Origin of the sequence: Prevotella sp. TF12-30 (assembly GCF_003436715.1) — a bacterium.
GTDB classification, from domain to species: domain Bacteria; phylum Bacteroidota; class Bacteroidia; order Bacteroidales; family Bacteroidaceae; genus Prevotella; species Prevotella copri_A.
In genome coordinates this window covers 13,705-35,733 of the sequence record NZ_QSQJ01000043.1, presented here as the reverse complement: position 1 = coordinate 35,733, position 22,029 = coordinate 13,705, and the positions used below count along the sequence as shown (strand labels likewise).

Below are 22,029 nucleotides of genomic sequence, written 5' to 3'. Positions count from 1 at the left end.
GAAGGAATAGCTGAAGGTATGGAAAAAGGTAGAGCTGAAGGCATGGAAAAAGGCATGTCACAACGAAGCCTTGAGATTGCCAGAAAGATGCTGGCAAAGGGCTTAGATGATACCACTATTATGGAAATGACAGGGTTAAGCCTGGATGAAATCAGGCTGTTGAAATCGCAAATGAATAAAATATAAAACAATATCCCCCATCCTACTTTCGCAAGCAGGATGGGGGATATTTTATTAACGGATTAAACTCCGTGCTCTTTCTTTGCCTTATATTTGAATTCATCAAATCCATTACCATATACGCCAATCACTGCACTCTGGCTGACGAAGGCGTGTGGATCAATCTCTGATATCATGCGGAAGATGATGGGTGCCTGGCGCTGCTTGGCAAGCACGAACAGCATCTTCACATCCTGACCGGAATAGAAACCTGAGGCATTCACCACCGTAACTCCTCGCTCGGCATCTACATTGATGCGCTTGCCTATCTCCTCATACTTCTGGGAGATAATGAAGAACTGCACACTCCTGCGGCGACTGTTTACCACCTGGTCGATGCAGAATCCCTGCACGCAAAGTACCACATAACCATAGAAGATCTTCTCGATGTCGTGGACTACCAGATAACTGGAAGTGATGATGACGATATCGCAGATCATAATCACTCTACCGAGAGATATGTCACGGTACTTGTTGACAATGGCTGCAATGATATCCGTACCACCCGTACTGCCTCCTACCGAGAAACCTAAACCAATACCGCAGCCGCAGAATACGGCTCCCAGAAAGGCTGACCACAATGGCTGGTCGTGAAGCAACTCAGGTATCACAAGATAGCCTGAAGAGATAAGGGAGGTCAATGCAGTGACAATAGCTACAGCATAGACGGTTTTAAGACAGAATTTAAATCCCAGGATTTTCAATCCCGCCAACAGCAGGGCGCCATTGGCAATCAAATAAGGAATTTGAACCGGACAGCCTGTAGCCCAATAGATGATACTGGCCACACCAGGCAATCCACTTGCCGTTACGTTAATCGGCAATAAGAACACATTCCATCCGATACAATAGGAAATCATTCCTATCGCAATCATCACGTAATCTTGTACTGATTTCCACAAGGGTCGAGGTGAATTCATTGTTTTTAATTAATAGTTTATAATTGATAATGTTTGGTTTTACCAGAATTTATGCTGCGCTTCTGACCACTCAAAGCCTTGAGTAGCCACTTTCGCCTCTAAGGCAGCGCGATTTACATTAAAGTGATTACAAATCTCATCGAGTGTATCAAACTCGTGGTCACGAAGCAGGAAGTTGATAGCACTTACGAGCATCGGAACATCATTCATCGGTAACTTATCCATTTTTTATAATGTTTAATATTTACTTGAAGGCACCATGCCTCTAATCGGGTGCAAAGGTACAGCTATTTTTAGACAATACAAAAAAAATCCCAGCAATCTTTTACCGATTGCTGGGATTTTTATAAATTATTGATTATTTATGCATTCGCTGCAACTGAAATCCAGTCGAATACGAATGAACAAACACCAAATGCTACGATACCTACTGTGCAGATAGCAAGCGCCAACTTGGTTGAGAATGCACTCTGGAAAGTAGGAAGCGGATTGTCGCTGTGCTTGATGAACATTGCCTTCACGATGAGCAGATAGTAGTACAAGCTCAATACTGTGTTAACCAAGGCAATGAATACGACGCCGTATGCCCAACCACCGAGGGTGGTATGGATATCAGCTCCCTGTACCGCTGCCATGAACACGAAGAACTTAGAGAACATACCTGCAAATGGAGGAATACCACCCAATGAGAACAATGCCAATGTCATCAGGAATGCCAGACGTGGATTGGTCTTGTACAAACCATTGTAGCTATCCATCTGAACAGTTCCGTTGTTGTGCTCCTCGATAGAAGCAATGATGGCGAAGACACTCAGGTTGGCTACTACGTAAATCAATACATAGTAGGTCAGGGCTGTAACGCTCATCGCTGAGTTGCCTACCACTGCCAACATGATGTAACCTGCCTGAGAGATAGAAGAGAATGCCATGAAACGCTTCAGGTCGCTCTGACGGATGGCAAACAGGTTGGCGATAGTGATAGAAAGTACAATCACGATGTAAAGCAATACAGTCCAGTACTCTACCATTGGCTGGAACACCTTCATGAGGATGGCGCAGAGTGTGAACGCTGCAGCACCCTTAGATACTACTGACAGATAACCTGTAACTGTAGTTGGTGCACCCTGGTATGAATCGGCAGTCCAGAAGTGGAAAGGAACCAAGGAAATCTTGAAACCGAGACCACTGAAGAAGAACACCATACCAGCGATGGTCAATGGAGAGGCAGTGATGACGTTAGCCATATCCTCGAAGTACAAAGTACCGCAAGCTGCATAGAGCAGAGAGATACCGTAGATCATCACACCGCTAGAGAAAGTAGCGGTCAAAACGAACTTGGCACCTGCCTCGGCAGAATGATGACGATACTTATCGAATGCTACCAAGCAGGCCATTGGCACAGATGCCATTTCGAGGCCGAGGAAGAACAGGAGGAAGTGGTTGGCACTTACCATCATGTTCATACCGAGCAAGGTAGAGATAATCAACATATAGAACTCACCCTCCTTGAAGGCTGTGTCCTCACGGCTCAACCACTCCTTAGCCTGTACCATCACGATGAGGGTACCCAAAGCCAGGATAGTCTTCAAGACACCGGCAGCAGGACCTGTTGTGTACATGCCGCCAAATGCCTCTGCGGCTTCTGTAGGGTAGATGTTGAAACAGATGTGAGTCAGCATCAAGAGACATACCAGAGGATTGAACCACTTACGGTCTGCGCTCTTGGAACTGCAGAAGTCAGCAATAAAAGTGATCAACAGAACTACCATCAAGGAAGCTTCTGGAAACATATTTAAAAATTGACTGTAATTCATTTCTTCTGATATTTATTACATGATTACACTAAAGATAGGACCTACAGCGTCCATGATAATCTCCTCTGCCCAGAGTGGGAACATACCGAGACCTGCAACACAAGCTATCAAGCCTGCTACAGCGATACGCTCGTCCCATGTAGCATCGTGAAGCTTCTCCAACTTTGGATTAGGAACCTTCTGATAAAGGATCTTACCCACACAACGCAGGATGTAAACCGCTGTCACTACGATAGAGGTACAAGCGATGATGGTACATACACGATGGAATGTATCTGCATTCTGGAAAGAACCTACGAAGATGGTCATCTCAGCTACGAAACCTGAGAAACCTGGCAAACCGAGGTTAGCCAAACCTGCTACCGCATAACCTACTGAGAGGAATGGGATAATCTTCATCAAACCACCCAGGTAACGTACGTCACGTGTACCAGCCTGATGGTAAATCATACCGATAACGGCGAAGAAGAGGGCGGTCATCAAACCGTGAGACAACATCTGGAGGATTGCACCAGTAGCAGCTGTCTCAGTCATCATACAGAGAGCGAAGAGCACCATACCACAGTGAGATACTGATGAGTAAGCGTTGATGTACTTCAAGTCGGTCTGTACACAAGCTGACAAAGCACCATATACGATAGAGATGGTAGTCAGCACGAGGAATACCTTGATCCAGAATCCGTGAGTAGCAGCTGGCAAGAGGAACATGGCGATACGGAAGCAACCGTAACCACCAAGCTTCATCAATACACCGGCGTGCAACATAGATACAGCTGTTGGCGCACTTGCGTGACCATCAGGAGACCATGTGTGGAATGGGAACAGCGCACCGAGGATACCGAAACCGATGAAGAGCAATGGGAAGAACACGTTCTGCACGCTCTCAGGGATAGCGTGAGCACCATTGGTATGGTGAGCGATATCCAGGATTTCGAAGGTCTGAGCACCACTGTAGAAGTAGATACCCAAGATACCGATAATCAAAAGTGCAGAACCACCCATCAACATCAAGGTCAACTTCATGGCAGAATACTCCTTCGCACCACTACCCCATACACCAATCAAGAGGTACATAGGGATGAGGGCAACCTCATAGAACATGAACATGGTGAACATGTCGATAGAGATGAAGAAGCCATATACACCGATGCTCAGGAGGGTGAACCAGAGGAAGTATTCTTTCTTCATTGGCTCCATCTGCCAGGAAGCAAATGTACCTGTGAACACGATGATGGATGTCAAGAGAATCATCACCACTGAGATACCATCCACACCGAGTGAATAGTTGATGTGCAATGGTTCAAACCAAGGCACACAGTAGGTGAAGAGCATCGGAGCTTGGTCGGCTGGCATTGTCTCACGAGCTTCGAGAAATGCAAACACCAAATAGATGGAGAGTGCGAGCAATACGCTGGCACCTGCTACCATCACACCACGAACCTGCTTATCGTTGCGAGCCAACCAGAGGCCGAGCAACATCAGGAGTGGTACTATGACGAATATACTTAAATTCATTTCTTTTCTATTTACTTAATTGTGAGACATTCATTAAAGAAGAGCGAGCAGACACAGGGTCAATGCCACTGTACCGGTGAGGAACCAGATAGCATAGCTGCGAACATCACCACTCTGCCATGGACGGATAGTCTCGCCTGCCTCCTGTGCACCCCAAGCCATGAAGTTGAAGGTACCATCGATGACACGACGGTCGAACCATGCGATTGGCTTTGAGAACAGACCGAAGACAATCTTGTGAGTGAAGAACTGCCAAGCATCGTCGATATAGAAACGGTTCAAGGCTGCCTTGTGCAACTTAGGCATCTTCTTAGCCAAAGCGTCTGCCAATGGAGTCTTCTTAGGAGCATACATGTAAGTAGCCAGACCAATACCGATGATTGCAACAATCACAGATGTAGTTGCCACGCTCATGTCGATATGGATATCGTAGCTCTGACCTGTAGCAGATACGAAGTGACCGAATGGAATCAAACCGCAGAGGCAAGAGATGATGGCGAGGAATACCAATGGACCCCACATCACGAATGGAACCTCCTGTGGCTTACGACGGTTCTCTGGATCCAGCTCATAGTAGCTCTGACCCCAGAAGATGACGTAGTAGAGACGGAACATGTAGAATGCTGTCATACCGGCTACCACTGTCATGAACCAGCCCATGAATGGAGAGAACTGGAAGCATGCTGAGATGATCTCATCCTTTGACCAGAAACCTGCGAATGGAGGAATACCTGCAATCGCCAAGCAACCGATGAGGAAGCAGATGTTGGTAATAGGCATGTACTTGTGCAGACCGCCCATGCACTCCTTGAAGTTGCTGCCGATGATGACGATGATGGCACCAGAGCAGAGGAAGAGCAATGCCTTGAACATAGCGTGGGTAAACAGGTGGAAGATACCAGCCATATAACCCAAACCACCGTGGTGGTTATCTACTGCGAAGCAGACACCGAGCGCTACGAGCATGTAGGCAATCTGAGAAATAGTAGAGAAAGCCAGACCACGCTTGATATCACGCTGGCAGCAAGCTACAGCTGCAGCATAGAATGCGGTGAAGGCCGCAATGTAAGCTACATAGTGCAATGTCTCAGGAGCATACTGTACCCAGATTGGGAAGAGGCTGGCTACCTGATAAACACCGGCTACAACCATGGTAGCGGCGTGGATCAACGCAGAAACAGGAGTTGGACCCTCCATCGCATCTGGCAACCAGATGTGCAATGGGAACATCGCACTCTTACCGGCACCACCGATGAACATGAGGAACAACGCTGTTGGCATGACCCAAGCTGCACCTGCCAAAGCAGAATTCAACTCTGGCTGAGCATTCAAGTCGTAGTTGAAGGTTCCTACGTAGAAGCTGTAGAACAGGATACCGATGAGGAAGAAGAGGTCAGCGAAACGGGTTACGATGAACGCCTTCTTGCTGGCATGAACTGCAGCATGCTTTGGATAGTAGAAACCGATGAGCAGGTATGAGCACACACCCACCAACTCCCAGAACAGATACATCTGGAAGATGTTGGTAGCTACTACCAAGCCCAACATAGACATGGTGAAGAGGCTCAAGTAAGCGTAGAAACGCTGCATACCCTTCTCATATTCCTCAACCTTGTAGTTCTCATCACGCTCTGCCATATAGCCGAAGCTGTAGATGTGAACCATGAAGCTGACGGTGGTAATCACGATGAGCATCAATACGGAGATTGGGCTCAGGCGGAAACCGATGTTGAAGGTGAGCAACTCAGTAAACTTCAACCATGTGAAATTAAATACGGTAACAGTTGGGTACATACCTGTAGAGGCATCACGACCCACTGCAAAGAAGTACTCGTATGCTGTATAGACAGACATGGCGAATACACAGCCCATCAATACGGTACCGATGAGTGCTGCTACCGGTCTTTTCATCTTCATACCCACAAGTCCCAGAACCAGGAAGCTCAGGAATGGCAGAAGAAGTATCAAAAATGCATAATTGTATTCCATTGTCTTTTAGAATTTCATGTTTTCAATACTGTTCACCTGGTCACTGTGATAGTTGCGGTAAACGTTGATAATAATAGCGAGCGCTACGGCTGTCTCGGCTGCTGCTACTCCGATAGAGAACAATGTGAAGAAGAAGCCTTCCAACTGTCCAGGGAAGAGGATGCGGTTGAACACAGCGAAGTTCAGGTCGGCTGCATTCAATACAAGCTCTACGGAGATGAGCATGGCTACGAGGTTACGGCGTGTACAGAAGCCATAGACTCCGATGAAGAACAAGAGTGCTGAGAGCACGAAGAAATATTGTACTGGAATCATTTCTTATCCTCCTTTCTTGCGATTAAGATACCACCGATGATACATGCCAACAGGAATACGGAGATGAACTCGAATGGCAATACATAGCCATACTTGTCTGCACCTACCAGGGCAGAACCTACCTGCTCCATTGGCACCTCGGTGTCGGCTACAGTTGCAGCCATATCAATAAAGTGATTCTTCAACACGATGACTGCCAGGGTGACGAAACCAACGAGGCAGACAAGTGCGCGGCCCAAGATCTTGCTACCCTTGACATGCTCCAGGAGACCCTGAAGGGTACGCTTGGATACCAACTGGATAGCGAAGACGTAGAGGATGGTGATACCGCCGGCATATACTGAAATCTGAGCAGCACCCAGATAGGTATAGTCGAGCAGGAAGAACATACCTGCAATACCGAAGAGCACGAACAACAGGAAGGTTGCCGCACGCATGATACGCTTGGTAGCTACGCACATGATGGCTGAGCCAAGGATGACTACTGCCAAGATGACGAACATAAATAAATTAGCTGTTATCATTGTCTAAAGTCCTCCTTACTTAGTCTTGGTGTTAAACTTACCGATTTCCAATGGTGCACCACCCTCGATGAGGTTTGGAAGGCTACCGCCCTTATATACCTCCTTGTCAAGGTGCATCACCAACTTGTTGCGGTCGAAGACTGCATTCTCGAAATCGTTGACAAACTTGATTGCACCGAAGTTACATGCGTTGACACAGAGCTCGCAGAACATGCAGTCGCCCAAGTCGTACTGGTAATCCACCAACTTGCGCTTCTTCTTGCCTGTCTCTGGGTCCTCTACCATCTCGGTCTGAATCTTGATGGTGTCGTTAGGGCATGACTTCTCACACAATGTACAACCCACACACTTGTAAGCCTCGTTCTCATCACGAACAAAGACCAGGCGACCACGGAAACGTGGAGAGATGTGGAGTGTAGTCTTGCGGTTCTCAGGATACTGCTCTGTGCTCTTTGGTGTGAAGTACTCCTTCATGGTGACCTTCATACCAGTAGCGAGGGTCTTCAAACCCGCTGCAATACCGCCGAAATATGAATTGTTAGACATACTTTCTTATTATTATAATAATGTGTATTAAAGATTATCCGTGGATTCCGAATGCTACGCACACGGTCATCAAGATCAGAATGATGAGTGACAATGGCATCAGATACTTCCACTCCAACTTCAGGATCTGGTCGATACGCAGACGTGGGAATGTCCAGCGTACCCACATCAGGAGCCATACCACCGCGAAGGTCTTACCGAAGAACCAGATGAAACCTGGGATGAGGTTCATCAGATTGTCGAAGCCCTCGATACCGATGTTCAATGGAGCCCAACCACCGAGGAATACGGTAGAAGCAATACCAGAAATCACGAAGAGGTTAAGGTACTCTGCCAGGTAGTAGAAACCGAAGCCCATACCTGAATACTCAGTGTGGTAACCAGCGGTCAACTCACTCTCAGCCTCAGCCAAGTCGAAAGGACCACGGTTAGCCTCAGCATTACCTGCTACGAGGAATACCAGGAAAGCCAGGATTGCTGGCACATGACCCTTGATAATCAACCAGTTCCAAGCACCAGTCTGAGCCTCTACGATACCGCTTACCTGCATGGTTCCGGTGAGAACTACTGCAGAAATCAGGCAGAGGCAGAGAGACATCTCGTAAGAAATCATCTGTACGGCACCACGCATGGCAGAAACCACAGAGTACTTGTTGTTAGATGCCCAACCAGCGAGGAACACACCCAAAACGCCGATAGAACTTACGGCGGTGATGAGGAATACACCTACGTTGAAGTCAAGAATATGAGCTCCCTTGTTCCATGGAAGGAATGAGAAAGTACCTACAGAGGCAATGATCACGAGGAATGGTGCCATGTAGTAGAGCAGCTTGTCGGCTCTATCCACGGCGAAGATCTCCTTGATCAACATCTTGAGCACGTCGGCGAATACCTGGAAGATACCCCAAGGACCTACACGCATAGGGCCAAGACGGCACTGGAAGTAGGCACACACCTTACGCTCCATGAAGATAAGTACGATAGCGATGAGGGCGTATGCAGTCAAAATGCAGATACCCACGAGCACGCACTCAATCAGAATCGACAGGAAGTCGCCCAGACCCAAGGTCTGGCGAAGCAGATTGTCGATGAATGTTGTTACTATACTAAAATCAAACATAATTATCTATCAATATCAGGGATTACGAAATCGATTGCTGCACCTGTAGTGATGAGGTCGGCGATCTTCTGTCCACGAAGCATTGGGTCGAGCGCACCTGTCAAAGACAAGCCCATCGGACGCATCTTCATACGGTATGGACTCTTGTCACCCTTTGAGTCGAGATATACACCAAACTCGCCGCTGGCACCCTCTACAGAGAAGTACCACTGTCCCTCTGGAACCTTGATGATTGGCTTCTGCTTGATGTAGTACTCACCCTCTGGAATGTTGTCGATCAACTGCTCGATGATGTCCAAGCTCTGATACAACTCCTGGATGTGTACATAGTAACGATCCATAGAATCGCAACCAGTAAGGGTGATTTCCTTCCACTCTACCTTGTCGTACATATCGTATGGATGACGCTTGCGAGTATCGTTCTTCCAACCTGATGCACGACCAGCAGGACCGGTTACGGCATAGTTGATACAATCCTCAAGGTTCATTGGTCCTACGCCTTCGAGACGGTTGTGAGTAATCACGTTGTCGCCGAATACGTCAAGGTACTCCTGAATCATCGGACGGAGATACTTGCAGAGGGTCTTCACGTTCTGAACGAAGTTAGGGTCGATATCTGCCTGAAGGCCACCGATACGGTAGTAGTTCTGGATCAGACGGCCACCAGTGGTCTCCTCCATGACGTTCAATACGTGCTCACGGTCGCGCATGCAGTAGAGGAATGCAGTCAAGGCACCCAAGTCCTGTGCGGTACAGCCGAGGTACAGCAAGTGAGAGTCGATACGCTGCAACTCATCCATGATGGTACGGATGTAGCGGATACGGTCTGAGAGTTCGATACCCATCGCCTCTTCGATAACGCCTACCAAAGCGTGGCGGTGCATCATCGCAGAGAGATAGTTCAGACGGTCGGTCAATGCCAATGTCTGTGGATAAGTCATGTTCTCCCACATCTTCTCGATACCACGGTGAATATAACCGAGGTGTGGATAGATGCGCTTCACGGTCTCACCATCGATAACGGTCTGCAGACGGAGCACACCGTGGGTAGATGGGTGGTTAGGACCGATGTTGACAACATACTCATCCTCGTCGAAGCGACGCTTCTCTGTAGCAACCAAGTGACCATCCTCGCTCAGGGAGTACTCCATGGTGAAGTCATCCTCTGGCTCATCAGTGCAAGGGAACTTGTTTGCCTCAGGGCTCATATCGAAGTCCTTGCGCAATGGATAGCCCTGGAAATCTGTGCGGAGGAAAAGACGGCGCATGTCTGGGTGACCCAAGAACTTGATGCCGACAAAATCGAATACCTCACGCTCCAGGAGGTCAGCCACTTTCCAAAGGTTAATAACTGTAGGAATCACATCACTGCCATCCACCTTCTTGGCGATGGTCTTTACCGAGCAGCGCTCGTTGGTCTGAGTATTCTCGAGAATATAGATACATCCGAGACCTTCCTCACCGAAGTCTTCACCGATGATGGTAACAAGGTAGTCGAAATGCTTCTCGTTCTTCAACTTCGCCATTTCTGAGGCGAAATTATCAAAACTCAATTCAATATTATTCAGTTTCATGTTCTTATACCTTATTATATTAATCAGTTAGACCTTTCTGAGGGTCGAAATCCTCAGGTACTTCAGTTACGATGATAGGCTCCTTGTTGCCGAGCTTCTCGCTATCAGAGAGGTTCTCGTTGCTCAAGCCGCGAAGACCACCCTTACTCATAGAGAAATCCTTCTCATCCTGAGTCATCTTGTGGTTAGCACCACCGAAGAATTTCTCAACCTTTACCTTACGCTGCAACTGCATCATACCATAAAGGATAGCCTCAGGGCGTGGAGGACATCCAGGGATATAGACATCCACAGGAACCAACTCGCTGATACCACGAACCACATTGTAGCTCTTCTTGAACGGACCGCCAGAGATGGCGCATCCACCTACAGCTACCACATACTTAGGCTCAGCCATTTCATCATACAAACGCTTGAACACAGGTGCCATCTTATTGGTGATAGTACCGGCACACATAATCAAGTCAGCCTGGCGTGGAGAGTTACGGGTTACCTCGAAACCGAAACGGGAGAAGTCGTAACGCGCACAACCTACAGCCATGAACTCGATACCACAGCAAGAAGTACCGAAGGTCAAAGACCAGAGTGAGTTACTACGTCCCCAGTTGATGGCAGCATCGAGCGAACCGACTACCACGTTAGCACCACCCTCATTGAGCTCCTGCGCAATCTTTTCGAGGGTGTCATTGTCCTTAAACTCGTCGTAAGGAATACTCTTGATAGAGGCTCTTTTGTTTACTTCCATTCCAATGCTCCTTTCCGCCAAGCGTATGCAAGGCCAAATACCAATACCAACAGGAAGAACCCGATGCTCACGAGAGCCATTGGTCCAAACTGCTTAACTACAACTGCCCATGGGTAAAGCATTACAGTCTCGATGTCAAACATCAGGAAAAGGATGGCGAAGAGATAGTAGCCGATGTGTGATGGCAACCAGGAGCTGCCACGTGTCGGAATACCACACTCAAAAGGTTCACCCTTTACCGGATTGTATGAACGAGGACCGATCAACTTTGCGATGACATAAGCAGCCACCACCAAGGTTACAGCCGTCAGCAAAACGGTGATAAATAGTGTAAAGTTCATAAAAATTTTTATAACGTTATTTTTGTTTAATTGCTTCTAAGCGGCTGCAAAGGTAGCAAATATTTCTGAAAGAATATAATTTTTAATGTTAAATGTTAAATATCGGGCAAAAAAAAGGTTATTAGATGCTAAAATAGGTTGTATCGGGCATGTATCCGACAGTATATGGATACACATTCGCCAGTGGCGGACAGGCATCCGACACTGGCGAATATACGTTGTTTCTGTTATTGAATAAGCCAAACTATTATTTGAATAAGCCAAACAATTCGGCATCGATGAGATCGGTAACCTTTCGGAAATCCTCAGGATTATCGGCAAACTCCAAGGTATCGCCATCGATGATGATGAGTCGGCCCTTGTAATCCTTGATCCATTCCTCGTAACGGTTGTTCAAGCCCTGGAGATAGTCGATGCGGATGCTCTTCTCGAAATCTCTGCCTCGCTTCTCAATGTGCTTCACTAGGGTCGGGATACTGCTCTTGATGTAAATCATCAGGTCTGGAAGCTTCACCAGACTGATCATCAAATCGAAGAGATCGGTATAGTTCTTGAAATCCCTGTCGCTCATCATGCCGATATCGTGGAGATTTGGGGCAAAGATGCGCGCATCCTCGAAGATGGTTCTATCCTGCACGATGGTCTGCTCCGAACGGGAAATCTCCACCACATCGTGGAATCGCTTGTTCAGAAAGTAAATCTGAAGATTGAACGACCATCGCTCCATATCCTTGTAATAATCGGCAAGGTATGGATTGTTATCTACCGGCTCGAAGTTTGCCTTCCAGCCATATCTCTTGGCAAGCATCTTGGTCAAGGTAGTCTTGCCGCTTCCTATATTTCCAGCTATTGCTATATGCATTTTCTTACTTTAAATTTTGAACTTTGAACTTTGAACTTTTTGATTAGTAAATATGATTCTCTTAAGAAGATTATTCTTCCTTGGAAAAGAAGCCGAAGAGCTTGGCATCAATCTTGTCGATGATATCTCCAAACTGCTTGGGATTATGCTCGAAGTCGAGGTTATCCACCTCTACTACCAGCACCCTACCCTTATACTTGTTCATGATGAAATCATCGTAGAGAAGATTGATTCCCTCAAGATAATCGATAGGCATCTTCTGCTCGTAATCACGGCCTCGCTTCTGAATATTCTTCACAAGATGAGGAACAGAAGAACGGAGATAAATCATCAGTTCCGGCATCTCAACCACTTCCATCATCGACTCGAAGAGTTCCATATAGGTATCGAAGTCGCGCTGGTCCATATTGCCCATCTTTCTATTATTGGCTGCAAAGACATACACACCCTCAAAGATGGTACGATCCTGAATGACCGTCTCCTTACTATGCTGAATTTCAAGCAGATTCTTGAATCGCTGCTTCAGATAGAAGACCTCCATATTGAGAGCCCATCGGGGGATGTCCTTGTAATAGTCATCGATGTAGGGATTCTCTGCCACTGGCTCCAAGTACTGCTTCCAGCCGTAATGCTTGGAGAGCATCTTGGTAAGCGTGGTCTTTCCACTACCGATATTTCCTGCTACTGCTATGTACATTTTTTCTTATATTGAGTATTGAATCTTGAATATAGAATGAGACTGTCACCAGGCAAGTCCCGATTCTACAGACTGCAAATATACAATATTTATTCGGAATAAACAAAAAAAGTCTCACAGTTTTCACAAATTACGCAAATTATTCTCCGGAAAGAAGAAAAACCGCGTAATCCGCGAAAGCTGCAAGACTCAACCTAACAATCAACTACACCTATGAATATTCTAATTCAAGTTTAGCAAGTTCAGTTTTCTAATATTCACGTTCTATCAGTTCGAGGCACATTCTGGAGTTGTGATAAGGGCACTTCCAGAAGCCCGCCTTATCATCTTCCATATTCACCGTACCATCTTCAAGGATAGCCCAATGCCACTCACCGTTCTTCTGATCCATCAGATGCTTTGCCACATAGTTCCAGCAACGAATGGCCACTTCGAGATTCTCATCCGTACGGAAATACTGATAGAGATCGATATGACCGATGATATTCTCGCACTGTACCCACCACTGGCGCTGGAGATCGAAGCGATCACCATCCTTCCAATGCTCATATACCATACTGCCATCAGGGCGCAAGCCCTCATCAGCAGCATCGGCAATGCGGCGGATAATGCGCTCTATCTTATGGAGCACTTCCTTATCGCCCAAGACAAGCGCTGTTTCGTGGAGCAGCCAGGATGCCTCGATATCGTGACCGTAACTCTCAATGTTTCGCTTACCATCCCACTCATCATTGAAGAAGAGGTCGAGATGACAAGTCTCCTGATTGAGCAACTTTTCAGTAAAAATATCCAGGAGATTGTGGATGCTCTTTTCCAGCTCTTCGGTCTTCCACACACGATAGAGATTGGTATAAGGCTCAATGATATGCAAATGGGTATTCATGGTACGGGAACCATTCTCATCCTTATCAGAGAGTCGCATATCAGCGATAGGCTGCCATTCACGGGTCAGCGCCTCAATATATCCATTGTTCTTAGCATCGAAGGCATGCTTTTCGATGTCGTTATAAAGCGAGATGGCAATATCCAGCGCTTCCTTATCACCTGTAGCACGCGCATACTCAGAGAATCCGTAGATGGCAAAGCCAATGGCATAGGTCTGCTTCTTGGTATCAAGCGGATTGCCCTTGTAATCCACGCTCCAGTAGATGCCGCCATATTCCTTGTCCAGGAAATGATCACGCACATACTCCTTGGCACGGGTTGCAGCCTCCAGATACTCTGGCTTCTTCAATACCCGGTAGGCTGCAGAAAAGGCCCACAGGATACGGGCATTCATTACAGCACCTTTCTCGGCTTCAGGATGTACCCGGTCGTTGCCATCTACACGTCCATAGAAGCCACCATTCTCTTCATCCTTTACTTTGTGAATCCAATAGTTGAGGATGTTGTTTTCCAACACATCCTTCATTGCTTTTTTCAGATTTTCCATATTATTACTTTTTTATAGGGAACTTCCAAGCAAGAACCATCAACAGGAATGCGATGAATGCTGGGAAAAGACTGAACAAAGACCATACCATGGTAAGCACAGAATCGGTGACACTGGCTGGATCTATCATGGTGTTACCCATCTTGTCGGTAATCATATTGGCACCCGCCCAACCCAGGAAAAGGGCGATGAGCGAACCGGAAATAGCGGTACCAAACTTCTGACTCATCGTACCTGAGGAGAAGATGAGACCAGTAGCTGAGGTTCCGAAATGATCGGTATGATAATCGGCTACATCGGCATACATAGACCACAACAGTGGTGAATAGATACCGATACCTACAGAGGTCAACACCACGAGGGCTATCATCACCCAGATATAAGCAGGATCCATCGGGATAAAGAAGAATGCCAATGAAAGAACCAGACAGAGGGTTGCTGCCCAGAAGAATGCCATCCGCTTGCTGCCTACTACACGGGTGAACCAAGGAGATACTCCTCCGAAAATCATACAGGTTACCTCACCGAATGCCATGAACACCGTGTAGTTGATGATCAATCCCTCGATGGTGACATTGCCATGCAGACAGTAATCGAACATATAACCCGCTACTGCATAGCGGAAACCATTGAAAAAGTTAGTACATACAGCAATGGCGGTCATATAGAGCCAAGCCTTGTTGTGTACCAGGTCGGCAAACTGGCGGAAGGAGAACTTCTCAGCTCTCTTCGGCTTCAGCCGCTCCTTGGTAAGAAGACCGCAAGCCAGAGTCATCACGGCTGCAACGACACCCAGGATGGCACCGATAACGGCATACTGATGGGTAGCAGTACCGCCCACCATCTCCTGAAGATATGGGAAAGAGAGCAATGTGGCGAATCCCATCGCATAGGCACCCACCATACGGAAGGACGAGAACTGGTTCTTCTCGTCATCATCCTCGGTCATCACACCGAGCAGGGAACCATAAGGTACATTCACCATCGTATATACAGCCATCATCAGAAGATAGAGGGCATAGGCATAGATACGCTTGCCCACCGGACCGAAATCTGGTGTATAGAGCAGGAGCGCGAAAACCAATCCGAAAGGAACGGCTCCATAAATCAACCAGGGACGATAGGTACCGAAGCGGCTCTGTGTACGGTCGGCAAGACTACCCATCAGAGGGTCGGTCACCACATCAAACATACGAGCCACCAACATCAGCACAGCAGCATCGGCAAAAGAGAGTCCGAAGACATTGGTAAAAAACAGAGGGAAAGCGATAGACATCACCTTCCAAACGATACCACCGGCAGCGGCATCGCCCAAAGCATAAGCAACTTTTTCCTTTAAACTAGCCATTTTTACTTTGAACTTTGAATTTTGAACATTGAACTTTACGAAAAAGGGATTCCGCCCTCGTCCATATTAAGAATACGGACAAAGGTTGAGAATCCCTACAATCTTAATACCTTTATACTTATTTGCCTAATGTCTTTTTATTTTTAGCCACCAAGTCCTTGATCTTCTCTACAGAGAACTGAGTGCGATAGTCATCCTTTGGAGTATTCATGCAGTAATCTACCAAACGGTCGATGGTAGAGGTAGCTACGTGCATACGCGTATCAGAAGAAGCATAGTAGATAAATACCTTGCCATCCTCATCAGCAATCCAACCGTTGGTGAACACTACGTTCATCACATCACCAATATATTCAGATCCCTCTGGCACGAGAAGGTATCCACCTGGTTCTGCGATGACCTCTGTAGGGTCCTCTAGAGAGGTCATATACATATAGAGTACATAACGGAGACCGCTGGCACAGCCACGAACACCGTGAGCCAGGTGCAACCAGCCCTTATCGGTCTTGATAGGATGAGGTCCCTCACCATTCTTCACCTCCTGGATAGTGTGGTAGTGACGGGCATTGATGATTTTCTCTTCCTTGATCTCTGCATGGGTGATGTCATCTACCAAAGCCCAACCGATACCACCACCAGAACCTGTATCGATGAATCCATCCTGTGGACGGGTATAGAAAGCATATTTACCATCTACAAACTCAGGATGAAGAACCACATTGCGCTGCTGACTCTTGGTCTTCAGGTCTGGAAGACGCTCCCAGTTTACCAAGTCCTTGGTACGTGCGATAGCTGCTGTAGCTGTAGCTGCACTCAGGTCACCAGGCTGATCATCATCGTGGCGCTCAGCACAGAACACACCATAGATATAGCCATCCTCATGAGCGGTGAGTCGCATATCATAGATATTGGTAGCAGGAATCACATCCTCCGGCATGGTGATAGGTTCATCCCAGAAGCGGAAGTTATCGATACCATTAGGGCTCTCGGCTACAGCGAAGAAGCTCTTGCGGTCGGCACCCTCCACACGTACAACGAGGAGATACTTGCCGTTCCACTTGATGGCACCTGAGTTCAGCGTAGCATTCATCATGATGCGCTGCATCAGATATGGGTTGCTCTTCTCATCGAAGTCGTAACGCCACTCCAGTGGAGTATGTTCTGCAGTGAGGATAGGATTCTTATATTTCTCGTAGATACCGTTGCCCCACTCTACCGGTTCATTCTTGCGGCTCAACAATTCCTCGTGATGAGCACGGAGAGCCTTCACTTTTTCTTGAAATGTAGTCATAATATTTTTTACTTTGAACTTTAAACTTTGAACTTTGAACTTTATGATTAGTAAAGACTATTGAATTCTTCACTCTTCGTTCTTCACTTAACTTTCTTGATGTCTTTAACAAAGAGCACCTTCTTCTCTTTCTTGAAAGCCTTGAAGTCGTTTACGATGTCTCCATCTCCTACTCCTGGCAGGTAAGCTTCTTCCTGAGGCTTGTCCCAGGCATTGCGCCAGAAGAGCACATAGCTTACCAGATACTTTTGGAGTACAGGCCAAAGGGTCTTCGTAAACCAGTCTTTCTTCTGAGAGATTCCCCGACAACCGGTTTCGGTGAGGGCAGGTATCTTACCCACCTTCTTTGCCGCTGCCATCATGACATCCAGGCTGGCAGAGAGATTCTGCTGATAGGCAGCATCATCGTTATCAAACTCATAGATATCGATGCCCACCATATCCACATACTGTTCTCCTGGGAAACGCTCCAAGAAAGCTTCGACGGTCTTCTCGCTTCCGAGATTTGGCGACCACGCCCAAACGATGTTGCTGCACCCTGCTTTAGTAAGTCTGTGATAGGTATTTGCATAAAGTTGGTTGTATTGTGCAGGTGTGCAACTGTTGGCGCCCCACCAGAACCATCCGCCATTCATTTCATGCCATGGTCGGAAGATTACAGGAATGAGTTTGCCGTCATTAGTCTTGAGAGAAAGGATGAAGTCTGATACTTTTTTGAGCCAGCTGTCAAATTTCTGCTGCTGTGCACCTCCATCCAGGACGGCAGCCACAGCATCTCCCTTTGGATCCCAGGCATTCTCGCCTGTTGCCGGATTCCAAGGATGCCAGCTCAAGGTAACGATTCCACCTCTTTTATACTGTGCAATGATTTCCTGGCGCATTCTGTCGAACGGAACACCATCCAGGTTCTCCTTGCTGTCGAGTTCTATCTTACCCAGGTCAAATCCCATCACTGCGGGATAATCGCCAGTAGTAAGAAGTACATCGCTCTTTCCTTCATCCCATTTCCAAGTGGTACCATACACCGGATCATCCTGATGACCCAACATAATACCCTTGTTTAATATTTTCTGCAGACGAATTTTCAGTTGTTCAGCTGGTGTTTTGCTGCAAACCTTTTTGTCTTTGCTGCAAGATGTACCTGCAGTCTGAACAGAAGCACCAGTGACACCATCTACCTGTGCCATAGCTCCCTGCATAGCCAGCAGACAAACAGCACTGATCAATATTCTTTTTCCTAACATAAATTTATTTAGTTAATTGTTGAATAATCCAAGCCTGCCATTCATCCCACTGCTCCTGATACCAGTAATGACCGGTCATCTGATAGAGGCTCAGAGTCTTTGGCGCTTTCACACTATTATATAATCCATAAGAAGAAGTTGGTGGAACCACCTCATCGTTATATCCGAAGCTATACCATCCAGGAACGGTGATGCGACGGGCAAAGTTGACACCATCGTAATAGCGGGCACCTTCCAATCTAGCCTCTTCTAGTTCGGTGAGCTTAGTCTCCTTCCAGGCAGCGCCCTGAGCTTTGTTCTCCTTATAGAAGTAATGAGGCCAACCGCCTGCAACTCCATGAATTTCAGCCTCATAATCACACATGGCATCATGCACAGGAGCCAGGAATGTGATACGCTTATCGAGTGCAGCCACAGCAATAGAGAGGAATCCTCCCTGCGAAGAACCCGTTACGCCGATGGTCTTGCCATCCCATTCTGGAAGCGCTGCGATGAAATCCACTCCACGCACAGCTCCGGTGATGACTCTCTTATATGAGTTACGGTCTGGATTTTCGAGATTAGTATCCCAATAGCCGTTCAGTTCACCATTCAGGAGATCATCATACACCTTCTGTTCCATCGTAACAGGAATGCCATGAATACCGATTTCCAAAACGATACACTTGGATGGCGCGGTATAGGTATCGCCTGCATAAGGACGCACACCCGCACCCGGCACTCGGAGCAAGGCTGGATATTTGCCTTTCTTTACCGGAACACTCAGGATGCCATATATTTTGGAACCCCATCGGTTGTTATTGTAACTGATCTCATATACATTCTTATCTTGAGTGCAGCGCTCTGGAAGCAAGACCTTGGTGATATTCAGATCAGTCTGGCGAGCCTCATCCAATGCTTTCTTCCAAAAAGCATCAAAATCTTTCGGTTCCTGGGCATACGGCTGAATCTTTTCGGGAGAGAAGCCAGCGGTGCAGAGTCCTTCGTAATCCTTTCCATCCACATGAGCGACGACCTTGAATCGATAGAAGCCCGGCTTATTCAAACTTCCGCTCCATTTCATCATACCATCCTTGAGAGTAGTACTTTTCTTCACATCCGGAAACATGGCAGGACCAGCCTCATAATCTATCTTCACGTTGTTCAAGAGAGTACCACTCTTCCTGACATTTACCGTGAAGTTGGCTTTCTCGCCTACCTTGTAGTTCCAGTCCTGATGATCAGGAGTCACACTCACTACGATGTTGTAGCCTTTGATTTGCGCGCTCAGCCCGAGAGAACCGAGCGCACTCATCAGAACACCTATAATTATTAACCTATAAACCTTCTGCATTTCGTTTTAATTGTTTTTATCGTTTATAAATGTTAGTTATTGCTTATTCGTAACTGTTATTGTTCACCCAAAATCCTCTCAATAGGATTATTAAGTTTTACGGTTGCAAAGTTAGCACTATTTTCTGAATAACCCTTGTACTTTTTTGCTTAATAAACGTACTATCACGGCAAAACGAAAAAAAATCAATATTTAATATAAGGCAATAAGTATATGACATCGCGAATTCAACAACAAGTAAAACAAATACCGAGTCTCTCAAAAAAGAGGCTCGGTACTTCATCATTTATTTCGCATGAAAGGCAATCAGACCTTCCATCGGAGCACGCATGATCTTGACAATATGAAGATGATGCTCATCCTCCATCACATTTCTCAGCGGTGCTTCAAAATAATGAGCGATACTACCTACGAATCCTATCATCGGAATGCCTTCTCCCAAAGAAGAATCCCAGGCTTTCACGCCAGGTTCCAACTGCGAGATATCCTCCTGACTGGCTTTTACATACTGGATATAAGGTATGAGATTGTTCTCGTAAAAAGCATGGAAGTTGCTCAATACCACCCGATACAGTGCCATCGCCTCATTCAGTTTATCACTGCCGTTCTCATATTTCTCTCCCTCTGCTATCTGCTCAGAAATAAAAGGACAGATGGAAGCCAGAAAACGGTTAGCCAACGGTTCACGATACACCTTGTTGATGATACCTGGATAATCCAGTCCCGACCACTTCAGAAACCTCTTTTTGATAGCCGAAGGCAGACTGCCCTTGAAGATACCATTCAGGAAAAGCTTGCCCAAGACGGCACCGCTACCTTCGTCACCCAAGATATACCCCAGAGGCGGCGTATTCATCACAATCTTCGTGCCATCATAGAGACAACTGTTGGCACCAGTGCCCAAGATGCAGGCGATGCCAGGCTTGTTGCCGAAGAGCGATCTTGCCGCTCCTATCATATCCCCTTCAGCCTCTACCTTGGCTCCAGGAAAAGCCTGCTGCAAGAGAGAGTTCATCCGGGGCTTCATCGCCTCGGTCACACCGCTGCCATAGAAATACACTTCCTGTGGTGATTCCGGCAAGATGAGTTCCGACTTCAGTATCTGAAGCACTTCGGCATCCTGCATGTGAATCGGATTGATGCCCTGCGTCTTGCAAGTCATCACTACTTGACCTTGCCCGTCTATCAACGACCAGTCGGTCTTGGTACTGCCACTGTCTGCTATGAGTATGTTCATTGTCGTATTTTTTAAATGCACTGCAAATGTAATGATTTTCGGTGAAATATCGCAAAGAAAAGAAAAAAAAGATACTTCATCAAGCTGATAATCTTAAAAAACGCACATTATTCTTGGGTTTTTCACGATTTATTAATAACTTTGCACGCAAATAGAGATATAATTAAGGAAGAAATAACAATAAATACTATAATTATGGCAACATTCATTGCAGGACCATGCGTCATCGAGTCGATGGAACTACTGGATACAGTAGCTCAGGAACTCGTTCGTATCAACCAGGACTTAGGAACCGACATCATATTCAAGGCATCCTTCGATAAGGCCAACCGAACCAGCATCCACTCTTTCCGTGGTCCTGGTCTAGAGAAAGGTCTGCAGATGCTCAGCGACATCAAGTCGAAATACGGACTTCGCATCACCACCGATATCCACGAGAGCTATCAGGCTGAAGCTGCGGGCAAGGTATGCGATATCCTCCAGATACCAGCCTTTCTCTGCCGCCAGACCGACCTGCTCGTATCGGCTGCCAAGACCGGCAAGATTGTCAACATCAAGAAGGCTCAGTTCCTCAGCGGAAGAGATATGAAGTATCCGGTTGAGAAAGCTTTGGATAGCGGAGCCAGCGAAGTATGGCTCACCGAGCGTGGCAACTGCTTCGGCTACAACAATCTCGTGGTAGATTTCCGCAACATTCCGGATATGAAGGAGATTGTACCTAATGTCATCATGGACTGCACCCACAGCGTACAGCGACCAAGCGCAGGCGATGGCAAGACCGTGGGCGACCGCAAGTTTGTACCAGCTATGGCAAAGGCTGCCAAGGCATTCGGTGCCACAGGCTACTTCTTCGAGGTGCATCCCGACCCAGACCAGGGCAAGAGCGATGCAGCCAACATGTTAGAATTAGCCAAGTTAGAATCTCTCATCCAGGAACTCCTGTAAGAGAATCTAATCATAAAG

General features: G+C 46.9%; 21 protein-coding genes and 1 pseudogene. 2 read left to right on the top strand and 20 right to left on the bottom strand.

The genetic code is table 11. The features are described 5' to 3' along the window. Positions 1–186 (top strand): annotated as a pseudogene (locus DXD25_RS16730) (hypothetical protein); the annotation flags it as partial. 56 nt (positions 187–242) lie between these two features. Here the strand turns inward: DXD25_RS16730 and DXD25_RS13600 are convergent. The 20 genes from DXD25_RS13600 to DXD25_RS13505 all read right to left on the bottom strand — a co-directional run bounded on the left by DXD25_RS13600 (position 243) and on the right by DXD25_RS13505 (position 21,066). Continuing rightward, complete coding sequence (locus DXD25_RS13600; protein ID WP_117663965.1) at positions 243–1,139, bottom strand: YitT family protein; 897 nt, start codon at positions 1,137–1,139, stop codon at positions 243–245. Between the two features lie 39 nt (positions 1,140–1,178). Further along, complete coding sequence (locus tag DXD25_RS13595) at positions 1,179–1,364, bottom strand: DUF4250 domain-containing protein (protein WP_117663964.1); 186 nt, start codon at positions 1,362–1,364, stop codon at positions 1,179–1,181. Positions 1,365–1,501: 137 nt separating this feature from the next. Beyond that, a complete protein-coding gene (locus tag DXD25_RS13590) occupies positions 1,502–2,953 on the bottom strand; it encodes an NADH-quinone oxidoreductase subunit N (RefSeq protein ID WP_117663963.1) in 1,452 nt (483 codons plus the stop codon). A 15-nt stretch (positions 2,954–2,968) separates the two neighbouring features. Then, complete coding sequence (locus tag DXD25_RS13585) at positions 2,969–4,468, bottom strand: NuoM family protein (protein WP_117663962.1); 1,500 nt, start codon at positions 4,466–4,468, stop codon at positions 2,969–2,971. A gap of 33 nt (positions 4,469–4,501) precedes the next feature. Next, complete coding sequence (nuoL, locus tag DXD25_RS13580; protein WP_117663961.1) at positions 4,502–6,457, bottom strand: NADH-quinone oxidoreductase subunit L; 1,956 nt, start codon at positions 6,455–6,457, stop codon at positions 4,502–4,504. A 6-nt stretch (positions 6,458–6,463) separates the two neighbouring features. Further along, positions 6,464–6,772: an NADH-quinone oxidoreductase subunit NuoK gene (gene nuoK, locus DXD25_RS13575; protein WP_117663960.1), complete on the bottom strand. Its 309-nt coding sequence runs from the start codon at positions 6,770–6,772 to the stop codon at positions 6,464–6,466. Beyond that, positions 6,769–7,296, bottom strand: a complete 528-nt coding sequence (locus DXD25_RS13570) for an NADH-quinone oxidoreductase subunit J (RefSeq protein WP_117663959.1) — start codon at positions 7,294–7,296, stop codon at positions 6,769–6,771. Before DXD25_RS13570 ends, nuoK begins: the two co-directional genes overlap by 4 nt. 15 nt (positions 7,297–7,311) lie before the next feature. Continuing rightward, positions 7,312–7,842, bottom strand: a complete 531-nt coding sequence (locus DXD25_RS13565; RefSeq protein ID WP_089542943.1) for an NADH-quinone oxidoreductase subunit I — start codon at positions 7,840–7,842, stop codon at positions 7,312–7,314. Between the two features lie 34 nt (positions 7,843–7,876). Beyond that, on the bottom strand, positions 7,877–8,962 hold the full coding sequence (nuoH, locus tag DXD25_RS13560) for an NADH-quinone oxidoreductase subunit NuoH (protein ID WP_117663958.1): 1,086 nt from the start codon (positions 8,960–8,962) through the stop codon (positions 7,877–7,879). A gap of 2 nt (positions 8,963–8,964) precedes the next feature. Continuing rightward, positions 8,965–10,536, bottom strand: coding sequence for an NADH-quinone oxidoreductase subunit C (locus DXD25_RS13555; RefSeq protein ID WP_117663957.1), 1,572 nt, complete (start codon positions 10,534–10,536; stop codon positions 8,965–8,967). A gap of 19 nt (positions 10,537–10,555) precedes the next feature. After that, positions 10,556–11,281 carry an NADH-quinone oxidoreductase subunit B gene (locus tag DXD25_RS13550; RefSeq protein ID WP_117663956.1) on the bottom strand — a complete coding sequence of 242 codons (726 nt, stop codon included), beginning with the start codon at positions 11,279–11,281 and terminating at the stop codon, positions 10,556–10,558. Beyond that, complete coding sequence (locus DXD25_RS13545) at positions 11,272–11,622, bottom strand: NADH-quinone oxidoreductase subunit A (protein ID WP_089542947.1); 351 nt, start codon at positions 11,620–11,622, stop codon at positions 11,272–11,274. Before DXD25_RS13545 ends, DXD25_RS13550 begins: the two co-directional genes overlap by 10 nt. A 247-nt stretch (positions 11,623–11,869) precedes the next feature. After that, the gene (locus tag DXD25_RS13540; protein WP_089542948.1) at positions 11,870–12,484 is read right to left on the bottom strand and encodes a deoxynucleoside kinase; all 615 of its coding nucleotides are present in this window, start codon (positions 12,482–12,484) and stop codon (positions 11,870–11,872) included. A gap of 70 nt (positions 12,485–12,554) precedes the next feature. After that, positions 12,555–13,181: a deoxynucleoside kinase gene (locus tag DXD25_RS13535; protein WP_117663955.1), complete on the bottom strand. Its 627-nt coding sequence runs from the start codon at positions 13,179–13,181 to the stop codon at positions 12,555–12,557. Positions 13,182–13,431: 250 nt separating this feature from the next. After that, positions 13,432–14,613: an AGE family epimerase/isomerase gene (locus DXD25_RS13530; protein WP_187360485.1), complete on the bottom strand. Its 1,182-nt coding sequence runs from the start codon at positions 14,611–14,613 to the stop codon at positions 13,432–13,434. Between the two features lie 4 nt (positions 14,614–14,617). Further along, positions 14,618–15,961 (bottom strand): MFS transporter, encoded by a 1,344-nt coding sequence (locus DXD25_RS13525; protein WP_117663954.1) that lies wholly within the window; start codon positions 15,959–15,961, stop codon positions 14,618–14,620. A gap of 118 nt (positions 15,962–16,079) precedes the next feature. Next, positions 16,080–17,252, bottom strand: a complete 1,173-nt coding sequence (locus tag DXD25_RS13520; protein WP_117663953.1) for a glycosidase — start codon at positions 17,250–17,252, stop codon at positions 16,080–16,082. 83 nt (positions 17,253–17,335) lie between these two features. Continuing rightward, the gene (locus DXD25_RS13515) at positions 17,336–18,496 is read right to left on the bottom strand and encodes a glycoside hydrolase family 26 protein (RefSeq protein ID WP_233522320.1); all 1,161 of its coding nucleotides are present in this window, start codon (positions 18,494–18,496) and stop codon (positions 17,336–17,338) included. Positions 18,497–18,500: 4 nt separating this feature from the next. Beyond that, positions 18,501–19,829: an acetylxylan esterase gene (locus DXD25_RS13510; protein ID WP_117663952.1), complete on the bottom strand. Its 1,329-nt coding sequence runs from the start codon at positions 19,827–19,829 to the stop codon at positions 18,501–18,503. 286 nt (positions 19,830–20,115) lie between these two features. Further along, the gene (locus tag DXD25_RS13505; RefSeq protein WP_117663951.1) at positions 20,116–21,066 is read right to left on the bottom strand and encodes an ATPase; all 951 of its coding nucleotides are present in this window, start codon (positions 21,064–21,066) and stop codon (positions 20,116–20,118) included. 180 nt (positions 21,067–21,246) lie between these two features. Between DXD25_RS13505 and kdsA the strand changes: the two genes are divergently transcribed. After that, a complete protein-coding gene (kdsA, locus tag DXD25_RS13500) occupies positions 21,247–22,011 on the top strand; it encodes a 3-deoxy-8-phosphooctulonate synthase (RefSeq protein WP_255415699.1) in 765 nt (254 codons plus the stop codon). The last annotated feature ends 18 nt before the right edge of the window (positions 22,012–22,029 follow it).

Coding starts and splice junctions, on each gene's coding strand:
- DXD25_RS13520 (WP_117663953.1), bottom strand. CDS start 17,252: ATGACTACATTTCAAGAAAAAGTGAAGGCTCTCCGTGCTCATCACGAG.
- nuoK (WP_117663960.1), bottom strand. CDS start 6,772: ATGATTCCAGTACAATATTTCTTCGTGCTCTCAGCACTCTTGTTCTTC.
- DXD25_RS13600 (WP_117663965.1), bottom strand. CDS start 1,139: ATGAATTCACCTCGACCCTTGTGGAAATCAGTACAAGATTACGTGATG.
- DXD25_RS13505 (WP_117663951.1), bottom strand. CDS start 21,066: ATGAACATACTCATAGCAGACAGTGGCAGTACCAAGACCGACTGGTCG.
- DXD25_RS13530 (WP_187360485.1), bottom strand. CDS start 14,613: ATGGAAAATCTGAAAAAAGCAATGAAGGATGTGTTGGAAAACAACATC.
- DXD25_RS13565 (WP_089542943.1), bottom strand. CDS start 7,842: ATGTCTAACAATTCATATTTCGGCGGTATTGCAGCGGGTTTGAAGACC.
- DXD25_RS13570 (WP_117663959.1), bottom strand. CDS start 7,296: ATGATAACAGCTAATTTATTTATGTTCGTCATCTTGGCAGTAGTCATC.
- nuoL (WP_117663961.1), bottom strand. CDS start 6,457: ATGGAATACAATTATGCATTTTTGATACTTCTTCTGCCATTCCTGAGC.
- DXD25_RS13545 (WP_089542947.1), bottom strand. CDS start 11,622: ATGAACTTTACACTATTTATCACCGTTTTGCTGACGGCTGTAACCTTG.
- DXD25_RS13590 (WP_117663963.1), bottom strand. CDS start 2,953: ATGAATTACAGTCAATTTTTAAATATGTTTCCAGAAGCTTCCTTGATG.
- DXD25_RS13515 (WP_233522320.1), bottom strand. CDS start 18,496: ATGTTAGGAAAAAGAATATTGATCAGTGCTGTTTGTCTGCTGGCTATG.
- DXD25_RS13595 (WP_117663964.1), bottom strand. CDS start 1,364: ATGGATAAGTTACCGATGAATGATGTTCCGATGCTCGTAAGTGCTATC.
- DXD25_RS13510 (WP_117663952.1), bottom strand. CDS start 19,829: ATGCAGAAGGTTTATAGGTTAATAATTATAGGTGTTCTGATGAGTGCG.
- DXD25_RS13555 (WP_117663957.1), bottom strand. CDS start 10,536: ATGAAACTGAATAATATTGAATTGAGTTTTGATAATTTCGCCTCAGAA.
- DXD25_RS13525 (WP_117663954.1), bottom strand. CDS start 15,961: ATGGCTAGTTTAAAGGAAAAAGTTGCTTATGCTTTGGGCGATGCCGCT.
- DXD25_RS13550 (WP_117663956.1), bottom strand. CDS start 11,281: ATGGAAGTAAACAAAAGAGCCTCTATCAAGAGTATTCCTTACGACGAG.
- DXD25_RS13585 (WP_117663962.1), bottom strand. CDS start 4,468: ATGAATTTAAGTATATTCGTCATAGTACCACTCCTGATGTTGCTCGGC.
- nuoH (WP_117663958.1), bottom strand. CDS start 8,962: ATGTTTGATTTTAGTATAGTAACAACATTCATCGACAATCTGCTTCGC.
- DXD25_RS13535 (WP_117663955.1), bottom strand. CDS start 13,181: ATGTACATAGCAGTAGCAGGAAATATCGGTAGTGGAAAGACCACGCTT.
- DXD25_RS13540 (WP_089542948.1), bottom strand. CDS start 12,484: ATGCATATAGCAATAGCTGGAAATATAGGAAGCGGCAAGACTACCTTG.